Below are 20,115 nucleotides of genomic sequence, written 5' to 3' on the forward strand. Positions count from 1 at the left end.
GTGTGCGGCAGTTATGCTGCTGAGAGTGCACCTATAGACTATGCCACCAAAGATTTCGAAGCCTGCTAAGCCGAAGAGGAAAATAGTATCGGAGCAGACGAAGCTGTTGCCGCCTGGGAATCTCAGCGATGAGGGAGCGCTTGCGCTGTTTCATCCGATTACCGCGAAGTGGTTTCGGGCTGTGTTTGATGCGCCGACGGCTCCGCAGGTGGAGGGCTGGCCGGCGATCGCTCGTGGAGAATCGACGCTGATACTGGCGCCGACTGGCACGGGGAAGACGCTGACGGCGTTCCTGTGGTGTCTCGACAAGTTGATGATGCGGACGGCTCCCGAGGCTGAGAGAGGGTGCAGGGTGGTTTATCTTTCGCCGCTGAAGGCGCTGGCGGCGGATGTGGAGCGCAATCTTCGATCGCCTCTTGTGGGGATTGCCAACATGGCGAAGCGCGAGGGCGTTGCGGTGCGGATGCCGGAGATCAGTGTGCGCACGGGGGACACGTCGCAGAAGGAGCGTGCGCGGTTTCGCAGGCATCCCGGGGACATTCTGATTACTACGCCGGAGAGTCTGTACCTGATGCTGACCTCGGAGGCGGGGAGGCGCTGCGGTCGGTGGAGACGGTCATTGTGGATGAGATTCATGCGCTGGTGCCGAGCAAGCGTGGAGCGCATATGGCGTTGTCGCTGGAGCGGCTGGAGGCTTTGACTGGGAGGAGGCTGCAGCGGATCGGTCTGTCTGCGACGCAGAGGCCGCTTGAGGAGGTGGCACGATTTCTTGGCGGCGCGGATACCTTTGGATATGTAGCTAAAGAAGGCACGAATTTGAGCCACGCTGCGGAGGCTGATGCGGAGGCGGCTAGCGTCCTGATGGAGGTTGCTGGTCAAGAGGATTCGCAGGCAGACGCGGAGGCTGGTGCGGCGAGATTTCGCCCGGTGACGGTGGTGAACGCCGGGGTCCGAAAGCTGCTGGAGTTGAAGGTCGAGGTTCCGGTTGAGGATATGGCGCGGCTGGGGGAGATTCAAGAGCAGCCTAGCGGGCCGGCTTCGCAGGGGCCGAAGAGGACTTCGATCTGGCAGTCGATTCATCCGCGACTGTTGGAGATTATTCAGGGGCGGACTTCGACGTTGATCTTTGTAAATGCTCGACGGGTGGCGGAGCGATTGGCCGGCGCGCTGAATGAGCTTGCGGGAGAGCAGATTGCGCGGGCGCATCATGGCTCGCTTGCGGCTACGCAGAGGACAGAGATTGAGGAGCTGCTGAAGGCGGGAAACATCAAGGCTCTGGTGGCTACGTCTTCGTTGGAGTTGGGAATTGATATGGGGGCGATTGATCTGGTGATTCAGATTGAGGCTCCGCCTTCGGTCGCCAGTGGGATGCAGCGGATCGGGAGAGCGGGGCACCAGGTTGGAGCTCCGTCGCATGGGATTATCTTTCCAAAGTACCGGGCTGATTTGATTGCCTGTGCGGCGGTGACTCGGGCGATGCATGAGGGGCATGTGGAGTCGACGCGGTTTCTGCGGAATCCGCTGGATGTGCTGGCACAGCAGATGGTAGCGGTGATTGCTCATCCACCGTTGAACTTTGCCGATGCGGAGCGCCGGACGAAGCACAAGACGGAGGAGGAGGAGAGCCCGGGGATCAGCTACGCTGCGCTGTTTGCGCTGGTGCGGGGTGCGGCTCCGTTTGCGGGACTGAGCCAGAGCGTCTTCGATGGAGTGTTGGACATGCTGGCAGGGCGGTATCCTTCGGATGAGTTTGCGGAGCTGCGTCCGCGGATTACGTGGGACAGAACGAGGAACTGGATTACACCGCGCGCCGGGGTGAAGCGGATTGCGATTTTGAACGGTGGGACGATTCCTGATCGCGGAACGTATGGAGTGTTCCTGGCGGGTCAGCGCTCGAAGCCCGTGCGGGTGGGGGAGTTGGATGAGGAGATGGTCTTCGAGAGCCGGACGGGGGATACGTTTATTCTCGGGGCTTCGACGTGGCGGATCGACGAGATTACGCATGACCGTGTGCTGGTGACGCCGGCTCCGGGTGAGGCGGGGAAGATGCCCTTCTGGCATGGGGATCAGGCGGGGAGGCCGCTGGAGTTTGGGAGGCGGATTGGCGCGCTGGTGAGGGAGTTGCGGGATGCTCCGCGGAGCGTGGCGATGGCGCGGCTGACGACGGAGCATGATCTGGAGCCGGGGGCGGCGGAGAACGTGTTGCGGTATCTGGCGGACCAGGAGTTGGCTACCGTGGTCGTTCCTGACGATCGGAATATTGTGGTTGAACGAGTGAGGGACGAGCTCGGGGATTGGCGGGTGTGTGTGTTGACGCCGTTTGGCAGCAGGGTGCATGCGCCCTGGGCGATGGCGGTGACGGCGAAGCTCCGCGCGGGGAACGGGCAGGAAGTGGAGACGATGTGGTCGGAGGATGGTTTTGTGTTGCGTTTTCCTGAGACCGAAGAGGCTCCTGCGATTGAACCGATTTTGCTGGAGCCAGAAGAGGCGGCGGAACTGGTGCTGCGGCAGTTGGGGTCGACGGCTCTGTTTGCGGCAAAGTTCAGGGAGAGCGCGGCGCGGGCGTTGTTGCTGCCGAGGAGGAGAGCGGATGGACGCACTCCGCTGTGGCAGCAGAGGAAGAGAGCTTATGACTTGTTGAGTGTGGCGAGCCGGTATGCTTCGTTTCCAATTGTGCTCGAGGCTTACCGGGAGTGCCTGCGGGATGTTTTCGATATGCCCGCGTTGATGGAGACGCTGCGGAATATTGGCAGCCGCTCGTTGCGGGTTCATACGGTGGATTCGAGGACGCCTTCGCCGTTTGCTTCGGCGTTGTTGTTCAGCTATGTGGCGAACTACATCTATGACGGCGACGCTCCGTTGGCCGAGAGACGAGCGCAGGCGCTTTCGATCGATCAGGATCAACTGCGGGAGTTGATGGGAGATGCGGACCTTCGTGAGTTGCTGGATATCAATGCGATCGAGGAGACGGAGGAGCAGCTGCAGTGCGTGGCGGACGGGTATAGTGCGCGGAATATGGATGGAGTACATGATCTGTTGCTGCGGCTTGGGGATTTGACGCGGGATGAGCTACGAGTTCGATGTGTAACTGAAGAGGTTGCAGAGTCGGTTGGCAAACTTATGAGGGCTCGGCGGGCTCTTGAGGTGCAGATCGCTGGGGAGAAGCGGTTGATCGCGGTCGAAGATGCGGCGCGGTATCGGGACGCGTTGGGCGTGCCGTTGCCGCCGGGGCTGCCGGGTGCGTTTTTGCAGGAGGCTCCGGATGCGCTGCTGGATTTGATGAGGAGATTTGCGCGGACGCATGGTCCTTTTACAACGCCTGAGGCTTCGGAGCGTTTTGATCTGCCGATGGACAGTGTGGAGGCTGTTCTGCAGCGATTGATTCAGAGTGGCAAGGTGGTGGAGGGTGGGTTTCGGCCGGGCGGGATTCATCGGGAGTGGTGTGATAACGAGGTGTTGCGTTCGATTCGGCGGAGGTCGCTGGCTCGGCTGCGGAAGGAGGTCGAGCCAGTGGAGCAGAAGACGCTGGCGCGGCTGTTTACGCGGTGGCAGGGTGCGGTGCAGCCGCGGCGAGGACTGGATGCGTTGCTAGATGTGATCGAGAATCTGCAGGGCGCACCGCTGCCGGCTTCGATTCTGGAGACGGAGATTCTACCGGCGCGATTGGTGGGGTATAAGAGTTCGGATCTGGATACGTTGATTGCGGCGGGTGAGGTGGTCTGGGTTGGGTTCGATCCGATTGGGGAGAGAGATGGTCGGATTGGGCTTTATCTGGCGGAGAAGCTGCCGATGCTGTGGCCGATTGGACGGTCGGTGGTGCAGCAGAAGGAGCGGGGAGTTAGTTCCACTCAGAGTGACGACTCTGCCGCGCTGAGTGAAAAGGAGCTCGCGATCGTTGAGTATCTGAAGGGGCGCGGGGCTTCATTTTTCAGGATCTGCATGATGGAGTTGGTGGGGGTATCCGGGTGAGACGCTGGAGGCGCTTTGGAGTTTGGTGTGGCGGGGGATGTTGACCAATGATGGGTTGGCGGCGTTGCGTGCGTACTGCGAGAGGCCGGCGCCGAGTGGTTCGAGGAAGCCAGCGCGGAGGATGCACCACCAGACCGGATTTCGTTCGAGGAGGACGACTCCGCCTACGGCGCAAGGGCGGTGGGCGCTGAATTTTGCTGCGTTTGCCATGGAGAGATCGGCTACGGAGTGGAGTCATGCGATTGCGCAGCAGTTACTGACGCGTTATGGGGTGGTGTTTCGCGAGACGGCGCATGCGGAGAATCTGCCGGGCGGGTTCTCGGCGATCTATGACGTGATGAAGGCACTGGAGGAAAGCGGGAAGATTCGGCGAGGATATTTTGCGGCGGATCTTGGGGCTACGCAGTTTGCACTGCCGGCGGCGGTGGATCTGCTGCGGTCGCTGCGGGTTTCGAACCAGGGCGACAGGACGGAGATGTTGCAGCTGGCGGCGACCGATCCGGCGAACCCTTATGGGGCTTTGATGCGGTGGCCCGCGGCTCCCGAGGAGGGCACTACTTTGACGCGGAGTGTCGGGGCTCGCGTGATTCTTTGCGATGGGGCGTTGGTGACTTATCTGCGGCGGGGAAATTCTAATCTGCAGGTGTTTCTGCCGGAGGAGGAACCGCAGAGATCGCAGGTGGCGCGGAGTCTGGCGGAGTTTCTGGTGTCGCGAGTGCAGGACCAGGAGGATACGCAGGGACGAGGTGGGATGTTGATTGCGAGTGTGAATGGGGTTGCGGTGGCGGAGCATTGGATGGCGCGGTTTTTGCTGGATGCAGGATTTGCGGCGGGGGCAATGGGATTCAACGTCCGACGTGGGCTGCCGCCACTACCAGGGGTGCGTGGTGAGGCGAGAGCGAACGCCTGACTACAGGTAGCTGAGCCACCAATCAGATCGTGTCGCCTTGATGTTTGCGTACCAGCGACACAGCGGGTAGAGAGAGATTACGACGAAGAGCCAGATTGCATAGACGAGCCAGAGCGAATATCCAAAGTCTGGGGGAAAGAGTTTTTCGGGGCCGCCCATCGCTGGAGGAGAGCTGAAGAGGATGGGATAGGATTGTGCGCCGTAGCGGATCCAGGTTGTGAGAAATGACAAGAGGTGAATGAGGTAGAAGTGTGCGATGAAGTAGAAGAGAGGGACTCGTCCGAAGACGATGACTGGATTGGTAATGCTGAATCGGTGACGATCGAAGATGGCGAGAGCGATGAGTGCCGGGCCGAGCGTCATGGAGAGGTATAGAAGCGATGGCGGGTACTTTGTGCAGTTCAGGAAAGACAGAAGAGTGAAGATGGTGGAGCGTTGCTTAGTCCACCGTTCGGGATCGCCGTAGAGATTGATCGCGCGCAGGATGATGAAAGCCACTGTCAATGCGCAACCGCTGAGGAGAATGATCTTCTGGCGACGAGCTGGTTCAAGCAGAAAGACGCGCCCAAAGCAGAAGCCTGCGGACATGACCGCGATCCAGGGCACGAGTGGGTAGCCAACGACGATGACTAGTCCATGAAGGATGAAAGCGCCGGGCTGGTGGATCACGTTCCAGATCGCGGCGTAATGGCCGAATGATGCGGCGCTGATGGGATCGAGGAGATTGTGCAGTGCAATGACCGCGATAGTGAAGACGACAAGAAGGCGGTAAGGAAGCTGGACTAATACGGCCAGCGCTACCATGCAGGCGCCTAACTCCCACATGACGAGAAGAAGGATTGGAAAGCGGGAAGCAAAGTTGAAGTTGTAGGCGAGACGCATGGCCGTGAGTTCGAGAAAGATCAGCCAGATTCCCCTCGAAAGAAGAAAATTTGATAGCTGATTTTTCGTGCGGTCGCGTTGAAGCCACAGGAAAGCTCCGAGCCCAGCTGTAAACGTGAAGACGGGAGCGCAGAAGTGGGTGATCCAGCGGGTAAAGAAGAGCAAGGGGTAGGTGCGTGTGAGGTCAGTGGGTGAAAAGAACGTCGCGGAGGCGTGAAAGAAGTCGCGAGTGTGATCGAGCGCCATGATGATCATGATGGCGCCGCGAAGAGCGTCGATGGACTGCAGACGCGATGGGGATCTGACAGTTGTGGACACTTTGGTGGCCATTATCGCTTAGAAGAATGATTGGCGTGAAGGATATTCTGCGCGGCAGGTTTGGTGCATCTGAGAAGAAGCGGGTTGAAACGGAGAAGAGGATGCCTGAAGGGGACACAATCTATCGCGCGGCGCGAGCGCTGCAAAGGGCGATTGGGGGCAAGGTGGTGACGGGGTTTGAGACTGGGTTGGCTAAGCTGGCTCGGGTGAATGACGATACGCCGCTGGCGGGGAGAACGGTGGAGAAGGTGGAGTCGCGAGGAAAGTGGTGTCTGATTTTCTTCTCGGGCGATTTGATTCTGGTGACGCATATGTTGATGAGCGGGAGCTGGCATCTGTATCGGACGGGAGAGAAGTGGTGGACGTCACCCCAACGAGCAAACAACGCTCGCTGGGGACCCCGAATGGGAAGGGATCGAATGCGGGCGGTGGTTCGGACGGCGGAGTGGGAGGCTGTGGGATTCAATATTCCGGTCGCCGAGTTTCATACGGCGCGATCTTTGGAACGGAGGAGCCAGGTGCCTAAGCTGGGGCCGGATATTTTGTCGGATAAGTTTACGGTGGAAGGTGGGGTGGCTCGTCTGGCTGGGTATGGGATAGAGAATCCTGAGGCGGAGGTTGCGGTGGTGTTGTTGAATCAGCGGGTGCTGGCGGGGCTGGGGAATGTTTATAAGAGCGAGGTGGCGTTTGCGGCGGGGTGAATCCATTTCGCGCGATGAGGACGATTACGTCGCGAGAGATGGAGGTGATGGTGGAGGTGTCCCAGAGATACATGAAGGCGAATGTGGTGGATGGAGCGGGAGATGGGATCGTGACTTACTCGGGGAATCGGCGGACGACGCATTCGTCGAATCGTGAGGAGAGGTTGTGGGTGTATGGGCGGCAGGGGCAGGAGTGCCGACGGTGTGGAGCGACCGTGATGATGCGCAAGCAGGGGGTGCAGGCTCGGTCGACGTATTGGTGTCCGGAGTGCCAGCCCTGGCTGGGGATGGGGGAGACGGCTGCTCCGGTGGGAAGGACGTTGGTGGTGCGGCGGGGGAAGATTGGGTGCTAGATCGACTATGACTCTGATGCTTCATGAGATCTGTGGATTTATGAGATTAGGATCGCTGCGAAGGTGAGTGAGAACGGTTCGCGCCTTCGCGCGAAGGCCCACATCTCAAAATCGAGATATGAGGCACCCGGTTTTAGCGACGCTTTGATCGCAGCATAGTCGGAGTAACGCGGGGATTCTTCGCTGGCTGAGGATGACAGCTTTTCGTTGCGCTTGAATTTTATCTACTGCGGTGGTGGGGTTGGTTGCGGCTGCTGTTTGTCTTTATCTTTGCCGCCGCCGAAGATCTTCTGGAAGAAGTTTTTCTTCTTGGCGGGGGCTGGCTGCTGCGTGGTGTCGGGGGCGTTGCCGTCGGGCGGGGTGTTGGGTGGGACGCGGACGATGGGTGCGCCGGTGGTGGGCGCTGGGGGAGGTGTCTCTGATTTGCTGCCGCCTATGCCGAGGATTCTCTGGATAAGGTTCTGGGGGCTTTCGCTCATCTGGCTGCAGGTGTTGGTTGGCGCAGTGCCATCGAGGAAAGCAGCGTAGAGGATGTTGCCGGGGCAGGTGGAGTCGGCCAGGAGGTTCGAGGTCTTGTCGATGCGGGCGGTGGTGATGCCTTCGGGCGCGGAGAAGGGTTTGACGTCGGAGTACTGAGGGAGCTGGATGGCGCGCTTCATGAACTCGGTCCAGATCGGTTCGGCGGCGTGAGCGCCCTCGATCTTGACGTCGGTGTAGTCGTCGTTGCCGACCCAGATGATGCAGATGAGATTTGAGGTGTAGCCGGCGAACCAGGCATCGTGACTGGTTCCGGTCTTGCCGGCGGCGGGTGCAGTGAAGCCATGGCCCCGGACGGCGGCGGCGGTACCGTAGTTCATCACGCCTTCGAGCAGCGACTGGGTGAGGTAGGCTGCTCGAGGGTCCATGACCTGCTTGGCCTCGGGAGAGAAGTCGGAGACGATGTCGCCGCTGGCGTTGCGAACGGAGGCGAGCATCCAGGGAGTAAGGTGGACGCCATTGTTGGCGAAGACGGTGTAGGCGCCAGCCATGTCGATGGGCGTGGCATTGTAGGTGCCGATGGCGACCGAAGGAGTACCGCGGGCGTTGGTAATTCCGGAAGAACGGGCCAGTGCGGCAACGTTGTCGAAACCTACCATCTGGCCCAGCTGAACAGTGGCCGCGTTGAGTGAGTGAGCGAGGGCATACGCTGCGGTCACGTCGCCTTTATAGCCGCTGATGAGGTTCTTGGGGGTGTAGGTTTGACGGCCGTTGTCGTAGGTGAAGGTGGTCTCTTCATCGTTGAGTTGGGTGAGTGCGGTGAAGACTCTGCCGCCGTCACCGTCGCCGTTGCTAAGCGAGAGGCCGTTGAGGGAGCTGTTGTAGGCCGCGGCGTAGACGAAAGGTTTGAAGATGGAGCCGGTTGGGCGCTCGGCGATGGCGTGATTGAGCTGGGAGAGGCCGTAGTTGCGGCCGCCGACGAGGGCGAGAATCTGTCCGGTGTGGGGATTGATCGCTACGAGCGAGACCTGGGGGTAAGTGATGGGGCCGGGCTGTTCCCCTTTGGGCGTCTTGTGTTGTTTGCGGACGAGCTCGTCTACATTCTTCATGCCGATCTCGACGGCCTCGGAGGCAGCGCGCTGAAGTTCAGGGTCAAGCGAGGTGTAGATGCGGAGACTCTGGTGAGCGACGTCCTGATCGCCGATGCGCTTGACGAGCTGATCGTGGACGAGGTCGACGAAGTAGGGGCCTCGCTGGCGTCGATGTTAGGCGGCGCGAGGCGGAGGGGTTCAGCCTTTGCGGCTTGTGCCTGACTGGCGGTGATGGCGCCGGTTTCGACCATGGAGTCGAGGACTACGTTGCGGCGCTCCATGGCGCGCTCGGGATGCCGGTAGGGGTTGAGGCGAGTGGGCGACTGGATGGTGCCGGCGAGGAGAGCGCACTCGGCGAGGTCGAGCTGCTGAAGGTTTTTGCCGAAGAAGGTCTGGGCGGCCTCGCCGAAGCCGTTGATGGCGTAGCTGCCGCGCTGGCCCAGGTTGATCTCATTCGCGTACATCTCGAAGATCTGCTTTTTGGTGAAGCGGGCTTCGAGCTGAAAGGTGATGAGAATCTCGATCATCTTGCGCTTGATGCGTTTTTCGGGCGAGAGGAAGAGATTTTTTGCCAGCTGCTGGGTGAGCGTGGAGCCACCGCAGGTGCGATGGTGAGTGACAAGGTCGGAGAAGGCGCATTTGGCGATGCGGAGATAGTTGATGCCGCCGTGATTGAAGAAGTCGCGATCTTCGATGGCGATGACGGCCTGCACCATGCGGGGAGGGATCTCGTCGTAGGTGACGAGGCGGCGCTTGGTGCGGTTTTTGTCTTCGGAGAGGGCGGTGATGAGCTGCGGCTCGAGCTCGTAGGCGCTGAGAGTGACTCCGTTTTCGGCAGTGATGCTTTGGACGACTCCGCCGGAGGTGTTGATGGTGGCGCCGTCGGTGTTGTGGTAGCTCTCGGGGCCGGGTTTGATGAAGATGTTGTCGGCGTTGAGCTGGAAGGTGCCGAGGTGGGAGTTGGCGTTGTAGCCTGCCTGACGCAGATCGGCGGCGATGGCTGCGGCGGAGAGCTTTTGTCCGGCGCGGACCTCGCGCGGCGCGGCGTAGATCTGCGAGACGCTGGCGAAGATGGGGCCGGCGGCGATGCGGTCATCCACAACGCGTTGGTAATGGTAGTAGAAGTAGGCGAAGACGCTGCAGCCGACTACCAGAATTGCGAGCAACGTGATGAGTGCGATGCGTAAAAGACGCGACTCCAGAGCTGGAGGTTTGGTGCCGGTGCGGGCGTTGCTGCCGTATTTGAGTTTGACTGGCAAGATGCTCTTTCGTTGGACGTTTAGAGGGCAGCTGCGGGGAGCGAGTTGTTCAGCGTGGAGGTTATCTGGCCGGATACCTTCGCGGTAACCTCGTTGATGGCGACGTCTTCGGTGACGCTTCGGAGGCGGTCGAGAAATTCTACCTTGCCCTCGGCGACTCCGCGACCAATATTGATTCGATAGGGGATTCCAACGAGATCGGCGTCTTTAAACTTGACTCCGGCGCGTTCGTCGCGGTCGTCGAGGAGAACGTCTACGCCTGCGGCTTCGAGTTCTGCGGCGATCTTTTCTCCGGCGGCGAGGAGGGTCGGGTCGCCGATGTTGGTGATGGTGACGACGACCTGGAAGGGGGCGATGGCTGGGTGGAGGGCGTAGGCGGTGCCCTGGTTGGCTGCTGCTGAGCTTTCGATTGCGGCGGTGAGGATGCGCTCGATTCCGATGCCGTAGCAGCCCATGATGGGGGTGACCTCTTTGCCGTCACGGTTGAGGACGGAGGCTCCCATGCTTTTGGTGTACTTATTGCCGAGTTTGAAGATGTGGCCGACCTCAACGGCTTTGCCGAGGCGCAGGGGCTGGCCGCCGATGGGATCGAGTTCGCCTTCGACGATGTTGCGGACGTCGGCGACGAGGGTAGGCTTGAAGTCGCGAGTGGGTGTGACGTTGCGGAGGTGGTACTCCTCCTTGTTGGCTCCGGCGACGAGGTTGGTGCGGCCTTCGAGAGCCTTGTCGAGGATGACGAGGGTGCCGGGCTTTTGGGGTGAGGCGCGGCCTCGAGGCCGATGGGACCGAGGTAGCCTGCTGGAGCGTTGAAGGTTGCTTCGATCTCCTCGGCGACCATGGGGCGGAGTTCTCCGCCGGCGATGGCGAGGAGCTTGGCTTCGTTGAGGGAGTGGTCGCCGCGGAGGAAGACTACGACGGGGCGGAGCTTGCCGAGTTTGGCGTGATCGGCCGCGGGGAGTTCGACCATGTAGGCCATGGTCTTGATCTGGTGGACTGGCGCGAGTTTGAGGAAGGCTCCGACCTCGTCGATGGTGCGCTGGTCGGGGGTGTGGACGAGCTCAGGGGCGTCAGCGGTGGGGGCGAGGTCTTCGACGGGGGCCAGCTGCGAGGTGGCCTTTTCGATGTTGGCGGCGTAGCCTGAGGGGCTGCTGGCGATGAGATCTTCGCCGGCGTCGGTGTAGACCATGAACTCCTGTGAGGCAGAGCCGCCCATAGCGCCGGAGTCTGCGTCGACCGCGACGAACTGCAGGCCGCAGCGGGTGAAGATGCGGCGGTAGGCCTGATCGTGTTTGTTGTAGGAGACGTCGAGGCCGGCTTCGTCTATGTCGAAGGAGTAGGCGTCCTTCATGAGGAACTGGCGGACGCGAAGGAGACCGGACTTGGGGCGGGGCTCGTCGCGGAATTTGGTCTGGATCTGGTACCAGATCTGGGGGAGTTGCTTGTAGCTGCGGAGCTCGTTACGGGCGATGGAGGTCATGACTTCTTCGTGGGTCATGGCGAGGCAGAGCTCGGCACCCTTGCGGTCTTTGAGGCGGAACATATTCTCGCCCATGCCGGACCAACGGCCGCTGGCTTCCCAGATCTCTTTCGGGTTGAGGGCGGGGAGAAAGAACTCCTGGCCGATGCGGTCCATCTCCTCGCGCACGATGGCGACGATCTTGTTGACGGACCGATTGCCGAGGAAGAGGTAGCTGTAGATGCCAGCGCCGAGTTGGCGGACGTAGCCGGCGCGGAGGAGAAGCTTGTGGCTGGCGACTTCGGCGTCTGCGGGTGCTTCGCGGAGGGTAGGGATAAAAAGTTGGGACCAGCGATGCATTGTCAAAAAAGGCGCTTTCCGGCCCATCGCGCGAGGCTGCGTGGACATTTTAGGATTAGCTTTCATTCTAAACCGGCGCTTGCACGTCTATTTCTGGACGAGGTTTGTTGGGGTTGACGGGGCATGCGATAGGGATATCACCTATCTGGGCTGCTATGTCGTTCATGCGATAGACTTTCAATTCCGATAAAGCCTATAGTCCAATCAATCGCATCCACCCGCCCTGTAGGCAACTCGTCTCTGCTGCAAAGGACGCGAGGGGTGCGAAATAACCAGGCTATAACCCAATGTGCGCAGTGGATGAAGGGCAATGGAGAGGCAACGCCGGCTTCCTGATTGTCCAGAGATGCCCAGGCTCTGAATTCGTTCGATGCGGATTCGGAATCAGGTGAGCTGCAGTGTCCAGAGGTCGTGGAGGTGGACGACACCTTCTACCTGACCATTTTGGGCCAGGACTATGAGTGAGGTGATCTTTTTGTCCTCCATGATTGCCAGGGCTGAGGAGGCCAGGGCGCTGCCTTCAATCGTGTGCGGATGGGAGTTCATGATTTCGGCGGCGGTGTGTTCGAGGGCGTGGGAGCCGTCGCGCTCGAGGAGTCGGCGAAGGTCACCGTCAGAGATCATACCGGCTAAATGACCGTCTTTGAGGACGGTGGTCATGCCGAGTTTTTTCGAGACATCTCGTAGATGACCTGCGGCATGGGTGTGGATTCGCTGACCTGAGGGAGGGCATCGCCGGTGTGCATCAGCTCGCGGACGCGGGCGAGCCGTCTGCCGATGCGGCCGCCGGGATGCAGGTCGGCGAAGTCTTCGACCTTCCATTGACGGAGGCGGCTTACTTCAAGGGCGAGGGCATCGCCGAGGGCGAGCATGACGGCAGTGGAAGCGGTGGGTGCGAGGTTGAGGGTGCAGGCTTCGGCGGAGACGCTTGCGTCGAGGAAGATGTTGCTGGCCTGGGCGAGGGAGGAGGTGCCGCAGCCGCTGATGGCGATCAGTGTGGTGTTGAGGCGCTTGAGCGTGGGGAGGAGGCGGAGAAGCTCTTCCGTTTCGCCGCTGTAAGAGAGAGCTAGAACGACGCCGCCGGTGGTGAGCATGCCGAGGTCGCCGTGAATCGCTTCGGCAGCGTGCAGAAAGTGCGCCGGGGTGCCGGTGGAGCGTAGAGTGGCGGCGATTTTGCGTGCGATGATGCCGCTTTTGCCGATGCCGGTGACGATGACTCGGCTTTGATCGGTAGCGGCTTGGAGCAAATGATTGATCGCCTGGGTAAAGGGGGCGAGCATCGTGGTGTCGAGGCGGTGGGCGAGCTCGTTGAGGGCGGCAGCCTCGATGCGGACGAACTGCGAAGGACGCGGCGAGTCGGATGGAGTAGTGGCTTTGCTGGACATAGTGGCTGAACCATGTCGATGCTAGCAGAGCTGCGCGTTGGGTAGGCGGCGATGTGGGCGTTAGGTCAATGGCCGAGACGGCGGCGCAACTTGTGGAGAATGCTGACATTGCATCGTTTAGGAGGCCTTTGCGTCTAAACTGTAAGGGCTAATGTAGCGCTATGTGTGTGCGAAAGGATTTCACGTGAAGCGTAGTGGTTTGGTGTTTGGTGTGATGGTGGTTGGGATTGCGCTGCTGTTGTGGGCGGGATGGCACAATCTGCGCGAGCGCAGGCTTGCGATGCAGCAGGTCCAGGAGAACCACGTAGTTCTGGTGCCGGAGAAGGCGGGGTCTGCGGCGCAAGCGGATTCTCAGTCTCCGGAAGCGGAAGCGATGCAGATGCGGGGGAAGGTGGCCCCAGCCTTTACGCTCGTGACTTTGGATGGCAAGAAGGTTTCGCTGAGCGACTACAAGGGCCGGCCGGTTCTAGTGAACTTCTGGGCGACGTGGTGTGGACCGTGCAAGGTGGAGATGCCGTGGTTTGAAGAGTTTCGCAAACAGTATGCGGCGCAGGGATTTGAGATACTCGGGTTGGCAGACGATGTCGATGCGGGCAAGGATGCGATCGCGAAGGTGGCGCAGAAGACAGGGGTGACTTATCCCATTTTGCTGACCGATGGGAAGATCCAGAAGGCATATGGCGGACCGGATGGGATGGACTATCTGCCGATGTCGTTTTACGTCGATAAGAACGGCGTGATCGTCGAGGAGACGGCTGGGCTTGGCAGCAAGGATGAGATTGAAGCGCACATCAAGAAGATTGTTGCTTCAGGAGCGACGACGGCGGCGGGTGGCCAGTGATGGGATTGACGGGATTGTTTGCGGGGTTGTTGGTCGCGTTACCAGTAGCGTTGGAGGCGCAGCAGGTCGGCAATCTTGATGCTCCTGTCGTGAAGCCGAAGTCGTATGTGGTCTATGGTGCGGAGCAGCAGAATGTCGCGGCAGGCAAGCGCAGCGTGTTGGAACTGCACTTTCGCGTGCTGGATGGCTATCACGTGAACTCGCACACGCCGAAGTCCGAGCTTTTGATCCCGACCAGGATGGAGTTGCAGCCTGCGACTGGAGTGAAGGCTGAGGCGGTTGAGTATCCGACTGGTACGTCGTATAGCTTCAGCTTTGACCCGACTGAGAAGCTTGACGTGTACACAGGGACGTTTACCGTGAAGCTGCCTGTGGTGGCTGAGGTTGGGACGCATACTGTGGATGGAACGCTTCGGTATCAGGCATGCGATCATGCGGCGTGCTATCCGCCGAAGAGTCTGCCAGTCGAAGTGATCTTTACGGCGAAGTAGCTTCAGGCTTGTGGATCAAGCGGGAAGATTTCTGTTGGTAGGCTCGATACGTCTGACGGTTTTTCTCATGAAGTGGTGGCATCATGGAGAAACAGGAACGACAGGAGCGGGCGGACGGGAATGGAAGAATTTCGAAGGCTGACACGGCTGCCGGCGTATGTATTCAACATCACAAGTGAGCTGAAGGCTGCGGCGCGGAAACGCGGCGAGGACATCATTGACTTCGGGATGGGAAACCCTGATGGGGCGACGCCGAAGCACATTGTCGACAAGTTGATTGAAGCCGCGCAGCGGACGGCTACGCATCGCTACTCGTTGTCACGTGGAGTACCTCGACTGCGCCGGGCGATTTGCAACTGGTACAAGCGGCGTTATGACGTGGATCTCGATCCTGAGACTGAGGCGATTGTAACGATCGGTTCGAAGGAGGGGATTGCGCATCTTTGTTTGGCCGTGTTGGATGATGAGGATACCGTCGCGGTGCCGAATCCCAGCTATCCGATTCATATCTTCGGGCCGGTGATTGCGGGATCGAAGGTACAGAGTATTCCTATGCGGGGCGGAACTGCGGAGGCGCTGCTGGAGGAGTTGGAGCATGATCTTCCGCGTATGTCGCCGCGGCCGAAGCTGCTGATTTTGAACTTTCCTTCGAACCCTACGGCGCAGTGCGTGGAGCTTTCGTTTTTCGAGCGACTTGTGGCGCTTTGCAAGGAGTTAGGGATCTACATCGTTCACGATCTTGCTTACGCAGATATTGTGTTTGATGGGTACCGCGCGCCGAGCATACTTGAAGTTCCGGGCGCGAAGGATATTGCGGTGGAGTTCTTTACGCTCTCGAAAAGTTACAATATGCCGGGGTGGCGAGTTGGCTTCATGGTGGGAAACACCAAGCTGGTCGCGGCTTTGGGGCGCATCAAGAGCTACTTTGACTATGGGACTTTTACTCCGATTCAGGTGGCGGCGATCTGTGCGCTCGATGGGCCACAGGAGTGTGTGGCGACGATTCGCGATATTTATAAGGAACGGCGGGATGTTCTGGTGCCTGGGCTGAACAAGCTTGGGTGGCCGGTGGATCTGCCGAAGGCTACGATGTTTGCGTGGGCGAAGATTCCTGAACAGTACAGAGGGCTTGGATCTGTTGAGTTTTCGAAGAAGCTGCTGCTGGAGGCCAAGGTTGCGGTGAGTCCTGGCGTGGGTTTTGGCGAGCATGGGGATGGGCATGTGCGGTTTTCGTTGATTGAGAATGAGGAGCGGACGCGGCAGGCGCTGCGGGGGATTAAGCAGATGTTTAAGGCTGGTTGAAATTGAGTTTTGCGAGAAAATATTTGCCCCGGTGAGAGTCGGGGCTTTTTGGTGTTTTGCTGGTGTTTTTGAGGGGTGTTTTGGAAAATGTGGTGTTTTGGTGATGGTTTTTTGTGGTGATGATCGTGGTGGATTGTGGTCGTAACGTGGTTGGTTAGCAACGTGTTTTGGGGGCCAAAAATACGCCACGGTTTTGAGATTTATTTTTCGGGTGGGTCAGATTGGTCTTGTGGGGGCGGGATGGGTGTGCCCTGATGGAAGGTTATCTGCCATTGGCCGTTAACGTGCGCCCAGATGGAACTGCGGCGTGATTGGCTGATGGGTTCTCCGTTGGCATTGAATCTGGTTGCGCGGTAGGTTGCGAGGATGATGTTGGGGGATAGCTCTCGCGTGGCGAAGTCGGCGAGGCGGGAGGCTGGGCGGGGTGGTTCGTTCTTCAGGTCTTCGAGGATGGAGGCTTTGTCGAAGACTCGTCCGGAGGCTCCGAATTCGATGAAGTCGTCGGCGAGGAGAGGCGCTACGAGTGCGGGGTTTCGACGGATGGCGGGGTCGAGGAGACGTTCTTCTAGTTGCCTGAGTTGGTCCGCTGTATTCATACTGTTCAGCATGCAGGGTAATACACGGCGGGGTGGCGTCTGGCGATGTCTCGTCTTTTCGTCGGTGGTGTACCTCGTTTTGACTGCCCAGGCGCCGGTGGGGTTCGCGCAGTCTTCTGCTTCTCATGTGTCGGAAGAACCGGCGTTGAATGCCTACTCAACTCTGGTGCAGGTTCCCGCTCTGGTTCGCAGCAAGGACGGGAAATTGGTTTTTACGCTTACGGCCGGTGACTTTCAGCTCACTGATGATGGGATTCCGCAAAAGCTCACTCTGGAGGAGGATACCGGGGGCGAGCCGCTTGCTCTTGTGGTTGTGATTGAGACTGGCGGCGCTGGTGCTCGTGTGTTCAACAAGTACGATTCTCTGGCTCCCGGCTTGGGGCCGATGCTGGGGGCGATTGTTGGGAATGTGCCGCATCGGGTTGCCGTTGTCACGTTCGACAGTCAGCCAACGCTGCTCCAAGATTTCACGACAAAGATCGATGTTGCTGCGGACGCAATCGAGAGCCTGCAGCCTGACTGTACGCGGCAACATCATCTGGAGCATTGTGCGTCGCCTTTGGCGATTCATGATGTTGGGTTGGGAGATAACGGGGCTGCAATCCTTGATAGTTTGGGGTTCTCCGTCGATCTGCTTCGTAAGCAGCCGGTGGGATATCGCCGGGCTATTCTGCTGATCAGCGAGACGCTCGACCGGGGGAGCCATACGACGCTGGAAGAGGCGCTGCGGGCGGTCAGCGATACGAATACGACGATCTACAGTATCGGCTTTTCGACAGGGAAGTCCGAGGCGGCGCACTACGCAGCGAGGGAGCTTCCTACGCAGCCGGGGAAGCCGCACGGGAACCTGCTCTCGCTGGAGAATCATCACCCTAATCCTCCCACTGGCTGTATGGGGAAGGACCCGAAGCCTGATCCGGATGCTTCGCAGAATAAGGCGGTGCAGTTGTATGACTGCATGACGCAGCTTGCTCCTCCGTTGGCGTTGGCGAAGATGGCAGCGATTGTTGCGACGGATGGTTTGAAGCAGAATGTGCCTGAGACGGTGGCTCATTTGACCGGCGGCGAATATTTCAATCTGTCAGATCCGAGGAAGCTTGAGCGCGATCTTGCGGTGATTTCGAATCACATTCCGAATCGATATATTTTGAGTTTTCAGCCGCAGTCGCCGCATCCGGGGCTGCATGCGCTGAGCTTGAAGCTGCCGGATTATTCGGGTGTTGCGATTACTGCGAGGGGAAGCTATTGGGCGGATACGGCGGGGCCGGGGAAGCAGGCGGAGCAGAGGTGAATGCTTCGAAAGGAGGCGTTTTCGCGTGAAAAATCTCTTTGAAGTAGCGACTGTCGAAGAAGTGAAAGGGCGGATGGCTCGGCTGAGGGCAGATAGCGCGCGGCAGTGGGGCAAGATGAATGCGGGGCAGGCGATGGAGCATTGTGCGAGGGGCATGGAGTTGGCGCTTGGGGATCGGCGTCCGCCGCGGCTGCTGATTGGGCGGATTCTTGGGCCGGTGGTAAAGCCAAAGGCATTCGTGGAGGGTGAGCCGATGCGTAGGAATTCGCCGACTGTGCCGGGGCTTGAGGTGGCACGAGACGGACTTTGTGCGAGGGCGGGAGCGGCTTTGTGGGTTAGTTGATCGCTTTGTTGCGGGTGGGCCGGGTGGATGTACGGACCATCCGCATAGCTCTTTGGGCGGCTTACGCCGAATGAGTGGTCGGCGTGGATGTATAAGCATCTGGATCATCATCTGCGGCAGTTTGGGGTTTAGCGGCGGGAGGATCATTTTTCCTGAAGTTCAGGAGTGACGGCGACGTTGATTCACTGGCTCTCTCGAGCGCTTTGGCAACCTATCCCAGTACAGATGCAAAGGCGAAATCCAGGGATCCTTCGGCTGCGCGATTCACGATGAAGCTGTGAATCGCTTCGCTCAGGATGACTACTGTTTATTGCGGATCGGAAAGAAAGAGACAACCGCAGATTCCTGCGCTTCGCTGCGGAATGACAACAAAAGGACAGGCAACGGCAAGGGCAAGTGCGGCTGCAACAAAAGGACAGGCAAAGGCCAGGACAAGCGCGGTTGCAACAAAAAAGGAACAGGCAACGGCAAGCGCGGCTGCGGAACTCGATTGGGTGTGGAGTTTGCGGTTCTGTTTATTTTCTTGTGTTGGCTAACTTCTTTTGGGTTTCGAGGAAGCGGCGGATACGGTCGAGAGTGCGGGATTTGCCGAAGACGACCATGCTTTCTAGGAGGGGCGGGGACATGGTGCTGCCGGTGAGGATCGCGCGGAGGAGCATGAAGTTTTCTTTGACGGACCACTGCTTTTCTTCGCCTAGTTTTTTGAGGGCGGGTTCGAGGGCTTCGTGAGTCCAGTCGGTGGCTTCGAGGACGGTAAGCTGCGCGGCGGCGAAGGCGAGAGTTTCTTCGGGCGTGCGCTTTTTGGGGACGAAGACTTCGGCTGGCGGCATGATGTCGTCGGCGAAGAGGAAGTGGGTGAGGTTGCCGAACTCGCCAAGGGTTTCGATGCGGGTTTGGACGAGTGGGGCTATTTGTTGCAGGTACGCGTCGCTGAGGATGGTTTCGCGTAGGGTTGTGTAAAAGGACTCTGGCGTTAGGGCGCGGATGTATTCGCCGTTTAGCCACTTGAGTTTGGTGAGGTCGAAGACGGGGCCGCCGAGGCGGATGTTTTTGACGTCGAAGCGGGAGACCATGTCGGCGAGGGTGAAGATGTCGGTCTCGCTTTGCTTGGTGGCGGCCTGGGTGGGAGTGGATTCGGTGGTGGGTGCGGGCATGCCGCCGCCCATGAGGCCGAGGAAGTTGATCATGGCTTCGGGGAGGAAGCCGGCCTGGCGATAGTAGATGAGGGAGACGGGGTTCTTGCGCTTGGAGATCTTTGACTTGTCGAGGTTGCGCAGGAGAGGCATGTGCCAGAAGCGCGGGATCTGCCAGCCGAAGGCTTTGTAGAGGAGGACGTGTTTGGGGGTGGAGGAGATCCACTCTTCGGCGCGGATGACGTCGGTGATGCGCATGAGGTGGTCGTCGACGACGTTGGCGAGGTGATAGGTGGGGAACCCGTCGGACTTCATTAGGACCTGGTCGTCGACGTTGGAGTGCTCGAAGCGGATGACGCCGCGGAGTTCGTCGCGGAACTCGGTGAAGGCGGGGTCGCCGGCGGGGACTTTGAGGCGGACGGTGTAGGCGCGGCCCTCGGCGAGGTAGGCGTCGATTTGTGACTGGGAGAGTTCGCGATGGGCCCCGTCGTAGCGTGGTGGGAGCTTGGCGGCGACCTGGCGCTGGCGCAGGTCTTCGAGCTCTTCGGGAGTTTCGAAGGAGCGGTAGGCGGTGCCGTTGGCGAGGAGGAGCTCGACGTGCTCGCGATAGATTTCGGTGCGCTCGGACTGGCGATAGGGGCCGTAGGGGCCGCCGAGGTCGGGACCTTCGTCCCAGGTGAGACCAAGCCAGCGGAGGGAGTTGAAGATCTCCTGCTCGGAGGTGGCGACGAAGCGGGCGCGGTCGGTGTCCTCGATGCGGAGGACGAATTTTCCGTTGCGCTGGCGGGCGTAGAGGTAGTTGATGAGGCCGATGTAGGCGGTGCCTACGTGGGGGTCGCCTGTGGGGGAGGGAGCGATGCGGACGCGTACGGGTGATTCGGAGTTCGGGGAGTCAGTCATTTATGTGGGCCAGACTTCGATGCTAGCAGAATGAGATGGGAGATGTGGCGTGTGGAT

14 protein-coding genes and 2 pseudogenes are annotated in these 20,115 nt (G+C 59.6%); 8 read left to right on the forward strand and 8 right to left on the reverse strand.

Going from position 1 to position 20,115, the window contains the following annotated elements; all coding sequences use genetic code 11:
* Nucleotides 1-40 precede the first annotated feature (40 nt).
* A pseudogene (locus tag RBB80_RS18420) lies at nucleotides 41-4,879 on the forward strand (Lhr family helicase).
* Here RBB80_RS18420 and RBB80_RS18425 read toward each other — a convergent pair.
* Entirely contained in the window at nucleotides 4,880-6,091 is a 1,212-nt protein-coding gene (locus RBB80_RS18425) for a DUF1624 domain-containing protein (protein WP_433963926.1), read from the reverse strand.
* A gap of 23 nt (nucleotides 6,092-6,114) precedes the next feature.
* Here RBB80_RS18425 and RBB80_RS18430 point away from each other — a divergent pair, with 23 nt between their 5' ends.
* Together RBB80_RS18430 and RBB80_RS18435 are read left to right on the forward strand one after the other, a co-directional pair.
* Nucleotides 6,115-6,780 (forward strand): DNA-formamidopyrimidine glycosylase family protein, encoded by a 666-nt coding sequence (locus RBB80_RS18430; protein WP_433963927.1) that lies wholly within the window; start codon nucleotides 6,115-6,117, stop codon nucleotides 6,778-6,780.
* The gene (locus RBB80_RS18435; RefSeq protein WP_433963928.1) at nucleotides 6,777-7,133 is read left to right on the forward strand and encodes a hypothetical protein; all 357 of its coding nucleotides are present in this window, start codon (nucleotides 6,777-6,779) and stop codon (nucleotides 7,131-7,133) included. Before RBB80_RS18430 ends, RBB80_RS18435 begins: the two co-directional genes overlap by 4 nt.
* A 224-nt stretch (nucleotides 7,134-7,357) precedes the next feature.
* On the opposite strand, the gene RBB80_RS18440 is transcribed toward RBB80_RS18435, so the two are convergent.
* The 5 genes and pseudogenes from RBB80_RS18440 to RBB80_RS18460 form a co-directional block, all read right to left on the reverse strand.
* On the reverse strand, nucleotides 7,358-8,719 hold the full coding sequence (locus RBB80_RS18440) for a penicillin-binding transpeptidase domain-containing protein (protein WP_433963929.1): 1,362 nt from the start codon (nucleotides 8,717-8,719) through the stop codon (nucleotides 7,358-7,360).
* On the reverse strand, nucleotides 8,716-9,960 hold the full coding sequence (locus RBB80_RS18445; RefSeq protein ID WP_433963930.1) for a transglycosylase domain-containing protein: 1,245 nt from the start codon (nucleotides 9,958-9,960) through the stop codon (nucleotides 8,716-8,718). The genes RBB80_RS18440 and RBB80_RS18445 overlap by 4 nt, the downstream gene beginning before the upstream one ends.
* Before the next feature lie 20 nt (nucleotides 9,961-9,980).
* A pseudogene (locus RBB80_RS18450) lies at nucleotides 9,981-11,776 on the reverse strand (proline--tRNA ligase).
* Between the two features lie 384 nt (nucleotides 11,777-12,160).
* Nucleotides 12,161-12,436: a CBS domain-containing protein gene (locus RBB80_RS18455; RefSeq protein WP_433963931.1), complete on the reverse strand. Its 276-nt coding sequence runs from the start codon at nucleotides 12,434-12,436 to the stop codon at nucleotides 12,161-12,163.
* Nucleotides 12,433-13,161, reverse strand: a complete 729-nt coding sequence (locus tag RBB80_RS18460; RefSeq protein WP_433963932.1) for a KpsF/GutQ family sugar-phosphate isomerase — start codon at nucleotides 13,159-13,161, stop codon at nucleotides 12,433-12,435. Before RBB80_RS18460 ends, RBB80_RS18455 begins: the two co-directional genes overlap by 4 nt.
* A gap of 184 nt (nucleotides 13,162-13,345) precedes the next feature.
* Here RBB80_RS18460 and RBB80_RS18465 point away from each other — a divergent pair, with 184 nt between their 5' ends.
* The 3 genes from RBB80_RS18465 to alaC all read left to right on the forward strand — a co-directional run bounded on the left by RBB80_RS18465 (nucleotide 13,346) and on the right by alaC (nucleotide 15,795).
* Nucleotides 13,346-14,002, forward strand: a complete 657-nt coding sequence (locus RBB80_RS18465; protein ID WP_433963933.1) for a TlpA family protein disulfide reductase — start codon at nucleotides 13,346-13,348, stop codon at nucleotides 14,000-14,002.
* Nucleotides 14,002-14,493: a protein-disulfide reductase DsbD N-terminal domain-containing protein gene (locus RBB80_RS18470; RefSeq protein ID WP_433963934.1), complete on the forward strand. Its 492-nt coding sequence runs from the start codon at nucleotides 14,002-14,004 to the stop codon at nucleotides 14,491-14,493. The genes RBB80_RS18465 and RBB80_RS18470 overlap by 1 nt, the downstream gene beginning before the upstream one ends.
* Before the next feature lie 120 nt (nucleotides 14,494-14,613).
* Entirely contained in the window at nucleotides 14,614-15,795 is a 1,182-nt protein-coding gene (gene alaC / locus RBB80_RS18475) for an alanine transaminase (RefSeq protein WP_433963935.1), read from the forward strand.
* A gap of 200 nt (nucleotides 15,796-15,995) precedes the next feature.
* Here alaC and RBB80_RS18480 read toward each other — a convergent pair whose 3' ends face one another.
* Nucleotides 15,996-16,391: a DUF4440 domain-containing protein gene (locus RBB80_RS18480; protein ID WP_433963936.1), complete on the reverse strand. Its 396-nt coding sequence runs from the start codon at nucleotides 16,389-16,391 to the stop codon at nucleotides 15,996-15,998.
* Nucleotides 16,392-16,401: 10 nt separating this feature from the next.
* On the opposite strand from RBB80_RS18480, the gene RBB80_RS18485 reads away from it, so the two are divergent.
* Both RBB80_RS18485 and RBB80_RS18490 read left to right on the forward strand, forming a co-directional pair.
* Nucleotides 16,402-17,682, forward strand: a complete 1,281-nt coding sequence (locus RBB80_RS18485) for a VWA domain-containing protein (RefSeq protein ID WP_433963937.1) — start codon at nucleotides 16,402-16,404, stop codon at nucleotides 17,680-17,682.
* 25 nt (nucleotides 17,683-17,707) lie between these two features.
* Nucleotides 17,708-18,025, forward strand: coding sequence for a hypothetical protein (locus tag RBB80_RS18490; RefSeq protein WP_433963938.1), 318 nt, complete (start codon nucleotides 17,708-17,710; stop codon nucleotides 18,023-18,025).
* 515 nt (nucleotides 18,026-18,540) lie between these two features.
* Here the strand turns inward: RBB80_RS18490 and gltX are convergent.
* Nucleotides 18,541-20,058, reverse strand: coding sequence for a glutamate--tRNA ligase (gltX, locus tag RBB80_RS18495; RefSeq protein ID WP_433963939.1), 1,518 nt, complete (start codon nucleotides 20,056-20,058; stop codon nucleotides 18,541-18,543).
* Nucleotides 20,059-20,115 lie beyond the last annotated feature (57 nt).

Source organism: Tunturiibacter gelidiferens (genome assembly GCF_051013345.1).
GTDB classification, from domain to species: Bacteria; Acidobacteriota; Terriglobia; order Terriglobales; family Acidobacteriaceae; genus Edaphobacter; species Edaphobacter gelidiferens_A.